The sequence below is a fragment of the Kitasatospora sp. NPDC001539 genome (assembly GCF_040298565.1).
GTDB lineage: Bacteria > Actinomycetota > Actinomycetes > Streptomycetales > Streptomycetaceae > Kitasatospora.
Map to the genome: position 1 here is coordinate 37,547 of NZ_JBEPAK010000004.1, position 12,811 is coordinate 50,357.

14 protein-coding genes are annotated in these 12,811 nt (G+C 74.3%); 7 read left to right on the plus strand and 7 right to left on the minus strand.

What is annotated here, in order from left to right; all coding sequences use genetic code 11:
- Positions 1 to 168: 168 nt before the first annotated feature.
- From ABT247_RS01880 to ABT247_RS01890, 3 genes are all read right to left on the minus strand, one after another.
- Positions 169 to 555 (minus strand): rhodanese-like domain-containing protein, encoded by a 387-nt coding sequence (locus ABT247_RS01880; RefSeq protein WP_350736387.1) that lies wholly within the window; start codon positions 553 to 555, stop codon positions 169 to 171.
- Positions 549 to 1,064: a cysteine dioxygenase gene (locus ABT247_RS01885; protein ID WP_350736390.1), complete on the minus strand. Its 516-nt coding sequence runs from the start codon at positions 1,062 to 1,064 to the stop codon at positions 549 to 551. The genes ABT247_RS01880 and ABT247_RS01885 overlap by 7 nt, the downstream gene beginning before the upstream one ends.
- A gap of 249 nt (positions 1,065 to 1,313) precedes the next feature.
- Positions 1,314 to 1,391 carry a putative leader peptide gene (locus tag ABT247_RS01890; RefSeq protein ID WP_350736542.1) on the minus strand — a complete coding sequence of 26 codons (78 nt, stop codon included), beginning with the start codon at positions 1,389 to 1,391 and terminating at the stop codon, positions 1,314 to 1,316.
- A gap of 451 nt (positions 1,392 to 1,842) precedes the next feature.
- Here ABT247_RS01890 and ABT247_RS01895 point away from each other — a divergent pair, with 451 nt between their 5' ends.
- The 4 genes from ABT247_RS01895 to ABT247_RS01910 all read left to right on the plus strand — a co-directional run bounded on the left by ABT247_RS01895 (position 1,843) and on the right by ABT247_RS01910 (position 7,068).
- Complete coding sequence (locus ABT247_RS01895) at positions 1,843 to 2,685, plus strand: nitrilase-related carbon-nitrogen hydrolase (RefSeq protein ID WP_350736393.1); 843 nt, start codon at positions 1,843 to 1,845, stop codon at positions 2,683 to 2,685.
- 11 nt (positions 2,686 to 2,696) lie between these two features.
- Positions 2,697 to 4,127, plus strand: coding sequence for a dihydropyrimidinase (gene hydA / locus ABT247_RS01900; protein WP_350736395.1), 1,431 nt, complete (start codon positions 2,697 to 2,699; stop codon positions 4,125 to 4,127).
- Positions 4,128 to 4,207: 80 nt separating this feature from the next.
- Positions 4,208 to 5,221 carry a TIGR03842 family LLM class F420-dependent oxidoreductase gene (locus tag ABT247_RS01905; RefSeq protein WP_350736398.1) on the plus strand — a complete coding sequence of 338 codons (1,014 nt, stop codon included), beginning with the start codon at positions 4,208 to 4,210 and terminating at the stop codon, positions 5,219 to 5,221.
- 218 nt (positions 5,222 to 5,439) lie between these two features.
- Complete coding sequence (locus ABT247_RS01910; protein ID WP_350736401.1) at positions 5,440 to 7,068, plus strand: NCS1 family nucleobase:cation symporter-1; 1,629 nt, start codon at positions 5,440 to 5,442, stop codon at positions 7,066 to 7,068.
- 22 nt (positions 7,069 to 7,090) lie between these two features.
- Here the strand turns inward: ABT247_RS01910 and ABT247_RS01915 are convergent, their stop codons facing one another.
- Positions 7,091 to 8,341: a glycosyltransferase gene (locus tag ABT247_RS01915; RefSeq protein ID WP_350736404.1), complete on the minus strand. Its 1,251-nt coding sequence runs from the start codon at positions 8,339 to 8,341 to the stop codon at positions 7,091 to 7,093.
- Positions 8,342 to 8,523: 182 nt separating this feature from the next.
- On the opposite strand from ABT247_RS01915, the gene ABT247_RS01920 reads away from it, so the two are divergent.
- Positions 8,524 to 8,790: a GlsB/YeaQ/YmgE family stress response membrane protein gene (locus ABT247_RS01920; protein WP_350736406.1), complete on the plus strand. Its 267-nt coding sequence runs from the start codon at positions 8,524 to 8,526 to the stop codon at positions 8,788 to 8,790.
- An 85-nt stretch (positions 8,791 to 8,875) separates the two neighbouring features.
- On the opposite strand, the gene ABT247_RS01925 is transcribed toward ABT247_RS01920, so the two are convergent.
- From ABT247_RS01925 to ABT247_RS01935, 3 genes are all read right to left on the minus strand, one after another.
- Complete coding sequence (locus tag ABT247_RS01925; protein WP_350736409.1) at positions 8,876 to 9,793, minus strand: ADP-ribosylglycohydrolase family protein; 918 nt, start codon at positions 9,791 to 9,793, stop codon at positions 8,876 to 8,878.
- Between the two features lie 109 nt (positions 9,794 to 9,902).
- Positions 9,903 to 10,490 (minus strand): TetR/AcrR family transcriptional regulator, encoded by a 588-nt coding sequence (locus ABT247_RS01930; protein ID WP_350736412.1) that lies wholly within the window; start codon positions 10,488 to 10,490, stop codon positions 9,903 to 9,905.
- Between the two features lie 66 nt (positions 10,491 to 10,556).
- A complete protein-coding gene (locus ABT247_RS01935) occupies positions 10,557 to 11,570 on the minus strand; it encodes an aldo/keto reductase (RefSeq protein WP_350736415.1) in 1,014 nt (337 codons plus the stop codon).
- Between the two features lie 256 nt (positions 11,571 to 11,826).
- On the opposite strand from ABT247_RS01935, the gene ABT247_RS01940 reads away from it, so the two are divergent.
- Together ABT247_RS01940 and ABT247_RS01945 are read left to right on the plus strand one after the other, a co-directional pair.
- Positions 11,827 to 12,018 (plus strand): hypothetical protein, encoded by a 192-nt coding sequence (locus ABT247_RS01940; RefSeq protein ID WP_350736418.1) that lies wholly within the window; start codon positions 11,827 to 11,829, stop codon positions 12,016 to 12,018.
- Complete coding sequence (locus tag ABT247_RS01945) at positions 12,015 to 12,674, plus strand: response regulator (protein ID WP_350736421.1); 660 nt, start codon at positions 12,015 to 12,017, stop codon at positions 12,672 to 12,674. Before ABT247_RS01940 ends, ABT247_RS01945 begins: the two co-directional genes overlap by 4 nt.
- Positions 12,675 to 12,811: the final 137 nt, after the last annotated feature.

Sequence of the window (12,811 nt, forward strand, 5' to 3'; positions counted from 1 at the left end):
GAGCCCGGGTCGGCCTCGGCCCGGCACCGGATCCAGCCCGGATCGAGCCGTTCTCCGCCGCGCCGACGGCCAGTCAGTTCACCTCGGGGCGAGCCCCGCGACGGGCTGCCGATCCGCTCGGCCGCACCCCGGTCCCCGACGGCCGCCCGCCCCGGCAGCCGCCGGCCCTCAGCCGCCGGGGCGGGTCGGCAGTCCGGCGGCCGCCCAGCCGACGAAGCCGCCGTCCAGGTCGGTCGCCCGGAGCAGCCCCAGCTCGCGCAGCGAGGCGGCGGCCAGGCTGGAGGCGTAGCCCTCGGAGCAGACCACGATCACCTCGATGTCGTAACCCGTGGCCTCGGGGATGCGGTGACTGCCCGTCGGGTCGAGCCGCCACTCCAGGACGTTGCGCTCGATGACCAGCGAGCCGGGGATCTCGCCCTCGGCCGCCCGCTGCGCCGCGGGGCGGATGTCCACCAGCAGCGCGCCCCGCAACTGCGCCTGGTGCGCCTCCCGGGCCTGCGGGCGGTGGACGCCCTCCCGGGCCCGTGCCACCAGGTCGTCGATCGTGGTCACCACTGCTCCGGTCCTTCCTGCGAGGTGCGGACGAGCCCGCCGGCCCGCAGATCGTAGTGCGCCATGGAGCTGAGCGGGGGCGAGTAGGCGTGCAGGGTGACGGCCGGTCCGGAGGCGGTGTTGCGGACGTCGTGCACGTACTCCGGGCCGAAGGCGCGGGCCGTGCCGGCCGGGACCCGGCGGATCAGCAGGCCCTGGTCCGGGCCGCCGAGGGACAGCTCCTCCAACTCGCCGAGGGCGACGGTGAACGCGCCGCGCGAGCCGCCGTGGTCGTGGAAGCCGGTGGACTGCCCGGGCAGCCAGCTGATCAGCCACACCTCGTGGTCGGCCTCCGCCACCAGGCGCCGGTACCAGCGCTCCTCGGTGGAGAGCCGGACCAGGTGGATCCACCGCTCGGGCTGCTCGGCCAGCTCGCGGACGATGCCGCGCAGGGCCCGCGGGCTCAGCGGGTCGTCGGTGGGCGGTGTCCCGGTGGCGGGGGCCGGGGTCTCGGGGGCGAGGGGCAGGCTCATGGGGCGTCCTCGGGTGCGGCGGGAACGTCGGCGGGGTGCGCCCGGTCCGCGGCGGTGGTGGCGGGTGCCGGTGGTGGCGGGTGCCGGTGGCGGTGCGGCCCGGCGGGGGCGGGTCGGCGGTGCCACCCGGCACCACCGGGCACGGCGCGCGGTTGCCGTCGGGCGGGCGGGAGTCAGAACTGCGGGTACGGGTGCGCGGCGCGGGCCCTGGCGGACGTCACAGGGCGGGACCGGCGGGAAGGGGCAGGGTCAACAGGCACAGATGGAACTCGCCTGGCGTCGCAGGTCGACGTGCAGGCGGCAGACCAGAGTGGTGCCCGATTCCATGCACCGGATCCTTTCCGAGCACGTCGGAGGAAGTCAAGCCGGGACACCGGCTTGTTGCAGCCCGTTCATCCTCGGCCCGGCGGCCCGGCGGCCCGGCGGCCCGGCGGCCGGCGTCCGGCTCCCGGCTCCCGGCGCCCGGTGGCGCGGCCCGGCCGCCGTCGCTCGGACGAGCAGGGAGCGCCGCCCATGAGTGAGAAGCGCACCAGCGGGGTAGATGAGCCTTTCATCCCACCCACGACCGCCCGCGTGTCCGCGTAACGAGATCGCCCCAGACGCGTTACCGCCGACGTATTGTCAGGCCACCGAAGCCCGGCCTACCGTCGACAGACCGCTTTCTACGCACGTAGACCGGCTGTGGTCCCCGCGCGGGACCGCAGGTGAGACCCGCCCCGTCAACCCTCAGACCGCGGGCCCGGCCCTCCGGCCGGACCGCGCAGTTGCGGAGGTACCCATGTCGCAGATCGTCCGTGCCGCGCTCGTCCAGACCCGCTGGACCGGCGACCAGGAGAGCATGATCGCACTCCACGAGCGGTACGCCCGCGAGGCCGCCGCCCAGGGCGCGAAGATCATCGGCTTCCAGGAGGTCTTCAACTCCCCGTACTTCTGTCAGGTGCAGGAGCCCGAGCACTACCGCTGGGCCGAGGCCGTCCCCGACGGCCCGACCGTGCGCCGGATGCGGGACCTCGCCCGTGAACTCGGCCTGGTCGTCGTGGTGCCGATCTACGAGGAGGAGCAGACCGGCGTCTACTACAACACCGCCGCGGTGATCGACGCGGACGGGAGCTACCTCGGCAAGTACCGCAAGCACCACATCCCGCAGGTCAAGGGCTTCTGGGAGAAGTACTACTTCAAGCCCGGCAACCTCGGCTGGCCCGTCTTCGACACCGCCGTCGGCAAGGTCGGCGTCTACATCTGCTACGACCGCCACTTCCCCGAGGGCTGGCGCGCCCTGGGCCTGGCCGGCGCGCAGATCGTCTACAACCCCTCCGCCACCAGCCGCGGCCTCTCCGCCTACCTGTGGCAGCTCGAACAGCCCGCCGCCGCCGTCGCCAACGAGTACTTCGTCGCCGCCATCAACCGCGTCGGCACCGAGGAGTACGGCGACAACGACTTCTACGGCACGTCCTACTTCGTCGACCCGCGCGGCCAGTTCGTCGGCGACGTCGCCTCCGACAAGGAGGAGGAACTCGTCGTCCGCGACCTCGACCTCGACCTGATCGAACAGGTCCGCCAACAGTGGCAGTTCTACCGCGACCGCCGCCCCGACGCCTACGGACCGCTCGCCGAGGCCTGAGGAGCACCGCGATGACCACCCGCGACCCGCACCAGCGCACCGTCATCCGCGGCGGCCTCGTCATCACCGCCACCGACGAGCTCCACGCCGACGTCCTGATCGAGGGCGAGCGCATCGCCGCCCTGGCGGCCACCGGCAGCGCGGCCGCCGGGGCCTGGACCGCCGACACCGTCATCGACGCCACCGGCCACTACGTCATCCCGGGCGGCGTCGACGCCCACACCCACATGGAACTGCCCTTCGGCGGCACCGCGGCCTCCGACACCTTCGAGACCGGCACCCGCGCCGCCGCCTGGGGCGGCACCACCACCATCGTGGACTTCGCCGTCCAACCCGTCGGCGGCTCACTGCGCGAGGGCCTGGACACCTGGCACGCCAAGGCCGAGGGCAACTGCGCGATCGACTACGCCTTCCACACCATCGTCTCCGACGTCAACGACGCCGTCCTCAAGGAGATGGACGCGCTCGTCGACTCCGGCGAGTCCACCTCCTTCAAGCTGTTCATGGCCTACCCCGGCGTCTTCTACAGCGACGACGGCCGCATCCTGCGCGCCATGCAGCGCGGTGCCGCCAACGGCGGGCTGATCATGATGCACGCGGAGAACGGCATCGCCATCGACGTCCTGGTCGAACAGGCCCTCGCCGCCGGGCGCACCGCCCCCCGCTACCACGGCGAGGTCCGCCGCGAGCTGCTGGAGGCCGAGGCCACCCACCGGGCGATCAAGCTGGCCCAGGTCGCCGGCAGCCCGCTGTACGTGGTGCATGTCTCCGCCGCCTCCGCCCTGGAGGAACTCGCCCGGGCCCGCGACACCGGGCTCAACGTCTTCGGCGAGACCTGCCCCCAGTACCTCTTCCTCTCCACCGACAACCTCGCCGAGGAGGGCGCGGACGGCTTCGAGGGCGCCAAGTACGTGTGCAGCACGCCGCTGCGGCCCCGCGAGCACCAGGCGGCGCTCTGGCGCGGACTGCGCACCAACGACCTCCAGGTGGTCTCCACCGACCACTGCCCGTTCTGCTACGTCGGCCAGAAGGAGCTCGGTCGCGGCGACTTCTCGAAGATCCCCAACGGCCTCCCCGGCGTGGAGAACCGGATGGACCTGCTCCACCAGGCCGTGGTGGACGGGCACATCGGCCGGCGCCGCTGGATCGAGATCGCCTGCACCACCCCGGCCCGGATGTTCGGCCTGTACCCGCGCAAGGGCACCGTCGCCCCGGGCGCCGACGCCGACCTGGTGGTCTACGACCCCACCGCGGTGCAGACCGTCTCCGCCGCCACCCACCACATGAACGTGGACTACTCGGCCTACGAGGGCCGCCGACTGACCGGCCGGGCCCGGACGGTGCTCTCGCGCGGCACCGTCGTCCTCGACGGCGGCCGCTGGCTCGGCCGCGCCGGGCACGGCGCCTTCCTGCGCCGCGACACCTGCCAGTACCTGACCTGACCTGACCCCCTCCCCTCCCGCCCCGGGGCCGCGCGGTGCGCGCCGGCCCCGGGCGCCCTCCCCACCCCTCCGGAGCACCCATGGACATCGGCCTCGTCCTGCAGACCGACCCGCCCGCCCGCCTGCTCATCGACCGGATGATCCGCGCCGAGCGGGCCGGGTTCAGCCACGGCTGGACCTTCGACTCCTGCGTGCTGTGGCAGGAGCCCTTCGTCATCTACAGCCGCATCCTCGCCGAGACCGAGCGGCTGACCGTCGGCCCGATGGTCACCAACCCCTCCACCCGCACCTGGGAGGTCACCGCCTCCCTCTTCGCCACGCTCAACGACATGTACGGCAACCGCACCGTCTGCGGCATCGGCCGCGGCGACTCCGCCATGCGGGTCGCCGGACGCCGGCCCGCCACCCTCGACCGGCTCTCCCACGCCATGCACGCCATCAAGGAGTTGGCCGAAGGGCGCACCGTCGAGGTGGACGGCACCGAGATGCACCTGCCCTGGGTGCGCCCCGGCGCCGCGCTGCCGGTGTGGATGGGCGCCTACGGGCCGAAGGCGCTCGCGCTGACCGGGCGCCAGGCCGACGGGTTCATCCTGCAGCTGGCCGACCCGTACCTCACCGAGTACATGGTCAAGGCCGTCCGCGCCGCTGCCGCCGACGCGGGCCGGGACCCGTCCTCGGTCACCGTGTGCGTCGCGGCACCCGCGTACATCACCGCCGACGACTCGCCCGACGCGCTCGCCCACGCCAGGGAGCAGTGCCGCTGGTTCGGCGGGATGGTCGGCAACCACGTCGCCGACCTGGTCGCGCACTACGGCGAGCACTCCGACCTGGTGCCCGACGCGCTCACCGACTACATCAAGGACCGCCAGGGCTACGACTACAGCCACCACGGCCGGGCCGGGAACCCCGACACGGCCTTCGTCCCGGACGGGATCGTCGACCGCTTCTGCCTGCTCGGCCCGGTGGAGGCCCACCGGGCCCGGCTGGCGGAGCTCCGCTCGCTGGGCGTCGACCAGTTCGCCGTCTACGCCATGCACGACGCGGTCGAGAGCACCATCGACGCCTACGGGACGGACGTGATCCCCCACCTCTGATCCCCCACCTCTGATCCACCGCTTCCGATCCACCACCGCCCGATCCGCCACCCGCCCGATCCGCCACCCGCCCGATCCGCCACCGCTGCTGTGCGGCCCCGCCACCGCCGGGCCGCCGCGGCCGGGCCGTCCCGTCCGGGCCGCCCCCGGAACGGCCCTTCCGCTGCTCCACCGAGTGCTCCATCCGCTGATCCCCGCGCATCAGACGGGAGTTGCCCATGACCGACACCGCGACCAGCGGCGGCAGACAGCTGCAGCACCCCGACGGCCGGGTCGAACTCGACCCGGCCGCCGGTGAGTTGCCCGCGAACGGTTTCACCAGCGAGGACCTGAGGCCGGTCCCGGTGCGACGGCGCACCTGGACCACCTACAACTTCCTGGCGCTCTGGGTCGGCATGGCCCACAACATCCCCTCCTGGACGCTGGCTTCGGGCCTGGTCGCGATCGGCATGGACTGGAAGCAGGCGGTGCTCACCATCGCACTCGCCAACCTGGTCGTGCTGGTCCCGATGCTGCTCACCGGCCACGCCGGCACCAAGTACGGCATCCCGTTCCCGGTGTTCGCCCGGGCCTCCTTCGGGCTGCGCGGTGCCAACCTGCCCGCGCTCCTCCGGGCCGCGGTGGCCTGCGCCTGGTTCGGCATCCAGACCTGGATCGGCGGGGAGGGGATCTTCCTGCTGGCGGGCCGGCTGCTCGGCGAACGCTGGCGCACCGCAGCGGAATTCGGTGGCCACCCGTGGACGCAGTGGCTGTCCTTCCTGGTGTTCTGGCTGATCGAGATGGTCATCATCGCCCGCGGGATGGAGGCGCTGCGGCGCTTCGAGAACTGGGCGGCGCCGTTCGTCGTCGTCGGCGCGCTGGCGCTGCTGGTGTGGATCTCCGTCAAGGCGGGCGGGCTGGGGCCGCTGCTCTCCCAGCCGTCGCGGCTCGGGTGGGGCGGCGGGTTCTGGAAGGTCTTCTTCCCGTCCCTGATGGGCATGATCGGCTTCTGGTCGACGCTGTCGCTGAACATCCCGGACTTCACCCGCTTCGGCGGCAGCCAGCGGGCCCAGATACGCGGGCAGGCGCTCGGCCTGCCGACCACGATGACGCTCTTCGCCCTGCTGTCGGTGCTGGTCACCTCGGGCTCCGAGGCGGTCTACGGAGTGCCGGTCTGGGACCCGATCGAGCTGGCGGCGAAGATGGAGAACCCGGCGGCCGTCCTGTTCGCGCTGTTGACGGTCCTGGTCGCGACGCTGTCGGTGAACATCGCCGCGAACGTCGTCTCCCCGGCCTACGACCTGGCCAACCTGCTGCCCCGGTTCGTCAACTTCCGCACCGGGGCGTTGATCACCGGGGTGGTCGGGATCGCGATCTTCCCGTGGAAGCTGATCGCCGACCCGCACGTGTACATCTTCGTCTGGCTGGGGGTCGTCGGCGGCCTGCTCGGCACGGTCGCCGGGGTGCTGATCGCGGACTACTGGGTCCTGCGCCGCACCCGGCTCCGACTCGCCGACCTCTACCGGCCGTTCGGCGCGTACTGGTACGCCGCCGGGTGGAACTGGCGGGCGGTCGTCGCGCTGCTGGTCGGCGGCCTGCTGGCGGTCGGCGGCTCGTACTCGGCCGTCGACGGGCACGGGGTCAAGCAGGGCCCGTTCCCGGTGGACGGGCTCGTTCCCGTCCTCAAGCCGCTCGCCGACTACGGCTGGGCGGTCGGCTTCGCGGCGGCCTCGGTGCTGTACCTGCTGCTCAGTGGGGTGCCGGGCGGCCGGCGGCGGGGACGGGGGCGGCACGCGGCGGATGCCGCCGGCCCGCGCCGGGGGGCTGTCGGGCGGGTGCCGGACGAGGCGCTGACGGACGAGAGCTGAGCGCTCCGCCGGCGGGCCCTCGTCATCCGGCGGACGACGCACCCTTCTGCTCGACCGCGGCCAGGACCTTCGCGGCCCCGTCCTCGGCGGCGAGCGCCTCGGCGACGGCCCGGGCCCGGGCGCGGTAGCGGGGGTCGTCCACGGTCCGGCGGACCGCGGCGGCCAGCCTGGCGGGAGTGAGGGTGCGCAGCGGCACCGGACCGGGGGTGACGCCGAGCCCGGTCAGGCGGGCGGACCAGAAGGGGGCGTCGAGCTGGGCGGGCACCGGGACGGTCGGGGTGCCGGAGCGGAGGACGGCGGCCGTGGTGCCCGCACCCGCGTGGTGGACGACGGCGGCGGTGCGCGGGAACAGCCACTCGTGCGGGGTGTCGCCGATGGTCAGTACGGACTCCGAGTCCTCGGCGGCCAGCCCGCTCCAGCCGGACTGCAGCAGCACGCGCACCCGGGCGATCCGCGCGGCGGCGAGGACGGCCCGGGTGAGCCGCTCGGGCCCGGGCACGACCAGGCTGCCGAAGCCGACGAAGACCGGCGGCGGACCGGCGGCGAGGAACGCGAGCAACCGGGCGGGCGGCTGCCAGTCGGTGCGCTCGGGCGGCCACCAGTAGCCGGCCACGTCCAGTCGGGGGTGCCAGTCGCTGGGTCGGGGGACGACCCGTGGCGAGAAGCCGTGCAGCACGGCCTGGTCGCGCCGGGCGCGGGCGACGCTCAGCGGCGGCAGCCCGAGCTGTCGCCGCAGGGCGCGGACGGCCGGGGCGAACAACTGGTCGGTCGCGGCTTGGACGGCGTGCCCGGCGAGCAGGTTGCCGGGCCCGCCGAGTGACCGGGTGCCGGTGACGGCGGGGGCGAACTCGGCGGTGGGGGAGAGGGGTTGCAGGTGGAGCCCGAGGGTGGGGACGCCGGCCGCCTCGGCGGCCACCTGCCCGAGTGCGCCGGTGGTGCTCGTGGTGAGCAGCAGGTCGGTGCCGAGCGCCGTCGCCTCGGCGATGCCCTCGCCGAGGGCGGGCATGAACCTCCGGCCCAGCCGCAGGAGCTGCAGGACGGCCCGGGGCCCGCTGCCGGCCCGCAGCAGCCGCCGGCCTCCGGCCGAGGCGAGTTCGGCGCGCGGGTCGACCGGCAGCGGGCGGAACTCCAGCCCGGCGGCCCGCACCGACCCGGCGAAGGTGGCGTGGGTGGCGACGGCCACCTGATGCCCGGCCGTGCGCAGGCGGGCACCGAGCCCGGTGAAGGGGTCGACGTCGCCCCGGGAGCCGGCGGCGGCGATCAGGATGCGCATGGCCGCAGTATCGCGACGCGGGCGGTCCGCCGGAAGAACGCCACGCGCGGACCGGTCGGCCGGGCACGGCCGGATCGCAGCACCCCGTCCGGGGCGGCGGAACCGGGCCGCGGACGGCGGCGTCCTTCGGAGCAGAGCGCGCGGGACGGGGCCGCCGCGCCGTGGACGGGAGGGACGGACGGATGAGCATCATCGCGTGGATCGTGCTGGGCCTGGTGGCGGGTGCCCTGGCCAAGCTGCTGCTGCCCGGGAGGGACCCGGGCGGTCTGATCGTGACGACCCTGATCGGCATCGCCGGTTCCTTCGTCGGCGGCTGGATCGCGTCGCACTTCCTGCACAGGTCGATCTCGGCGCGCTTCTTCGACGGTCCGACCTGGGTGTCGGCCATCGGCGGGGCGCTGGTGCTGCTGATCGCCTACCGGCTGGTCTTCGGCAACTCGCGGCGGTGACGCCCCGGTTGCGGACCCCCTGACAGGGCCGGCCCCTTCGGGGGGAGGGGCCGGCCCGTACCTCCGACCTCCGGCGCAGGCCGGGTCAGGAGGAGGTCGACACCTCGGCGACCCAGTCCGGCAGTTCCTCGCGGGCGGCCAGCCAGGCCGACGGGACGTCGGCGAGCCCGGTGCGGGCGGCGACCACCCCGGCGGCGATGGCGCAGGTGGTGTCCGTGTCGCCGCCGCCCGCCACGGTGTGCCAGATCGCCTCGGGCAGCGAGTCCAGGTGCCCGGCGGCGGACCACAGGGCGAACGGGACGGTGTCGGGGGCGGAGATCAGGAGCCCGGAGCCGAGCACCGCGGCCGCGTGCCGGACGCTGGTGCGGTCGGGCATCCGGGCCGCGATCCGCAGGCCGGAGCGGACCTCGCTGTCCGGCAGCCGCCCGGCGATCTCGGTGAGCAGTTCCGCCCGACCGGGGGCGCGCCGGCCCCGGGTGCGGACGGCGAGCGCCGCCGCGAGCGCGACCGCCACCGCCCCGGCGACCGCCTCGGGGTGGAAGTGCGTGGTGAGTGCCTGGAGTTCGGCCTGCCGCACGGTCTCGTCCAGGTCGTCGGCGAACCAGGCGCCCAGCGGCGCCACCCGCATCGCGGCGCCGTTCCCGTACGACCCCTGGCCCTCGAACTGGCTCGAGGTGATGGCGCGCCAGTCCCCGCCGGAGCCGATGCCGCGCAGCACCCGGTGCATCGCCGGACCGTAGTCGCGGTGGTACTCCCGGCCGTACTCCGCGGCGAAGTCCCCGGCCAGCGCGTCCTGCCGGACCTCGCCCCAGGTGATCAGGTGGCGGACCAGGACGAGGGCCATCGCGGTGTCGTCGGTCCAGGGCCAGGGCGCCGGGCGGAGCGTGCGGACGGCCAGTGCGTCGGACAGCTCGTCGATCGGGACGGAGAACCACCGGTCGCCGAAGGCGTCGCCGAGGGCGAGCCCCTGCAGGCTGTCCAGGACCGGGCCGGCCGCTCGCATGTCATCCTCCAGGTGGGGTCGACGGTGTGCCCGCCGGTCTGCCCGGCGGACGGGGCTGCCGGCGACCGGATGCCACCCCGGCCGCCGTCAACGCGTGTGTGGCGTGGCGTCAGTTCCCCTTCAGGCCGCCCAGCACGAGCTTCCAGACGGCCTCGAAGCGCTCGTCGGCCGTCGGCTCGGACCAGGTGGACGCATAGGCCGGGTCGTGGAAGGGGGCGGTGGCATCGAAGACGGCGCGGGAGGTGGCGAGGACGTCGGTGGGCGCGAACTCCTCGCCGTCCACGCCGGCCTGGACGATCTGCGCGATCTGCCTGACCAGGGTGTCGATGTGCGCCGCGACGGTGCCGCTGTTCTCCGCCACCAGCACCATGTAGGTGGCGAACAGCTCCGGGTCGTCGAGCGCCTTCCTCCGCTTGGCCGCGAACAGCGCGGTCAGCCAGCGCCTGAGGCGTTCGGCGGCGGCGCCGCCGTCGAGGGAGATCGTCTCCAGCTCGTGGTGCGCCTGGTCGAGCCAGCGCTGGGTGACCGCCTCGCGCAGGGCGGCCTTGCTGGGGAAGTGCCGGTAGACGCTGCTGTGGCTGACGCCGAGCTCGCGGGAGACGTCCACGACGGTGGCCTTGGCCGGGCCGAACCGCCGGAGGACGTCCTCCGCCGCGATCAGGATCTGCTCGGCGGTGAGTGCGGTGTCCGTGGTCACGGGGAGGGCCGTCCTTAGGGTCGTGCGGTCGGGTGGTGCTCGGGGTGGTGCTCGGTGCCGGACCGGTCAGCGCTCACTGTCCAGATGGGCCATCTGCGCGGCAGCGTACCGGTCGCCGGCGGCGGCACCGGCGGGCACGGCCGCCTCGATCGCGGCGAGGTCCTCCGTGGTCAGCGTGAGGTCCTGCGCGCCGAGCGCCTCGGTCAGGCGGTCCCGGCGGCGGGCGCCGACCAGCGGCACGATGTCCGCCCCGCGCGAGGCGACCCAGGCGATGGCGACCTGGGCGACGCTCGCGTCCTTGGCGCCGGCGACCCGGCGCAGCGCTTCGACGAGCGCGAGGTTGTGGGTCAGGTTGTCGCCCTGGAAGCGGGGGCTGCGGCCGCGGAAGTCGGTCCCGTCGAGCGGACGCTCCGGGTTCCAGTGGCCGCTGAGCAGGCCGCGGGAGAGCACGCCGTACGCGGTGACGCCGATGCCGAGTTCGCGGGCGGCGGGCAGCACGGTGTCCTCGATGGAGCGGGAGAGCAGCGAGTACTCGATCTGGAGGTCGCTGATCGGGTGGACGGCGGCGGCGCGGCGCAGGGTGTCGGCACCGACCTCGGACAGCCCGATGTGGCGGACGTAGCCGGCCTTCACCAGGTCGGCGATGGCGCCGACGGTCTCCTCGATCGGGACCTTCGGGTCGAGGCGGGCCGGGCGGTAGACGTCGACGTGGTCGGTGCGCAGGCGGCGCAGGGTGTAGGCGAGCGCGGTCTTGGTGGCCGCCGGGCTCGCGTCGTAACCGAGCCACTGGCCGTGCGGGTCGCGCTGGGCGCCGAACTTCACGCTGATCTGCACGCTCTCGCGGTCGCGGCCGCGCAGCGCCTCGTGGATCAGCAGCTCGTTGTGGCCCATGCCGTAGAAGTCGCCGGTGTCGAGGAGGGTGATCCCGGCGTCCAGGGCGGCGTGGATGGTGGCGATGCTCTCCGCCTCGTCGGCCGGTCCGTACAGGTCGGACATGCCCATGCAGCCGAGGCCGAGGGCGGAGGTGACGAGCCCGGAGGTGCCGAGCGCGCGCTGTGCGGGACGGGTGGTCGCAGCCATGAGTACTCCAGGGGCGGACGTGCGGCGCCGGGTGGCGCCGGGGCGGTGTGACTCCGGTCTCACCACTGTGACACACTGCGAACAGATTTCAAAGTCTGTTCGCTGTCGTTTGTCGGATGAACGTTGAAACCCGTCCCCGATCGGTGCCGCGCCGCCGCCCGGCGGGGGCCCGACTTCGAAGCTCCGCCTGCGGGGTCCGAGGACGGGCCCTAGCATCGAGCGGACCGGTCGGTGAACGGGTGAGGGGAGGGGGCCGGTGCGCAGAGGTCCGCTCGGCCGGTCGGGCCCCGACCGACCCCGGACCGCCGACCGCGAAGTCCTCTGCCGGGCCGCCGCCCTGGCCGCCGGCCCCGCGGTCACCAGCCCCGCAGACCTCGGCCCCGCGGTCACCAGCCCCGCAGACCTCGGCCCCGCCGCCACCGACCTCCAGCCCGAGGACGCCGCATGATCCGCACGATGGTCGTCGACGACGACGCGCCGGTGCGTCTCGCCCTGGCCGACCGCCTCGCCCAGGACCCGTCCCTGACCGTGGTCGCCGAGGCCGCCGACGGGTTGCGGGCTGTGGAACTCGCCCGGGGCCGACGGATCGACGTCGCGCTGATGGACCTCCGGATGCCCGGGCTCGACGGCATCGCCGCCACCCGGCGGCTGCGCGAACTGCCCGACGGCCCGCGGGTCATCGTGCTCACCACCGCCGACCCGGACGAGTCCGTGTACCGGGCGCTCGCCGCCGGGGCCGACGGCTTCCTGCCCAAGGACACCCCGGCCGCCGAGCTCGCCCGGGCCGTCCACGTGGTCTGCGGCGGCCAGGAGATGCTGCACCCGGCCGCCGTGCTGCGGCTGATCGACCGCTACCACCGCGTCGCCGCGCCCGGGTCGGTCACCGCCCGCAGCCGGATCGCCGGCCTCACCCCGCGCGAGACCGACGTGCTCCGCGAACTTGCCGACGGGCTGTCCAACGCCGAGATGGCGGGCGCGTTGGGCATGCGGGAGTGCACCGTCAAGGCGCACGTCGGCCGGATCCTGACCGCGCTCGGTGTCGGCGACCGCGTCCGGGCCGCGCTGCTCGCGCGGGATGCCGGGCTGATCGCGGACGGCGTCTGACGGCGGGCGCTCGGAAGGGCGGGGCGGGGCGCAGCGTCGGACGGTGTCCGTACGGACGGTTCCCCGGCGGCGGGCCGGGCGGCGGTCCGGGCTTCCCTGAGCCGTCGCGTGCCCCCGGTTGGTACCGCCCGCTGAGC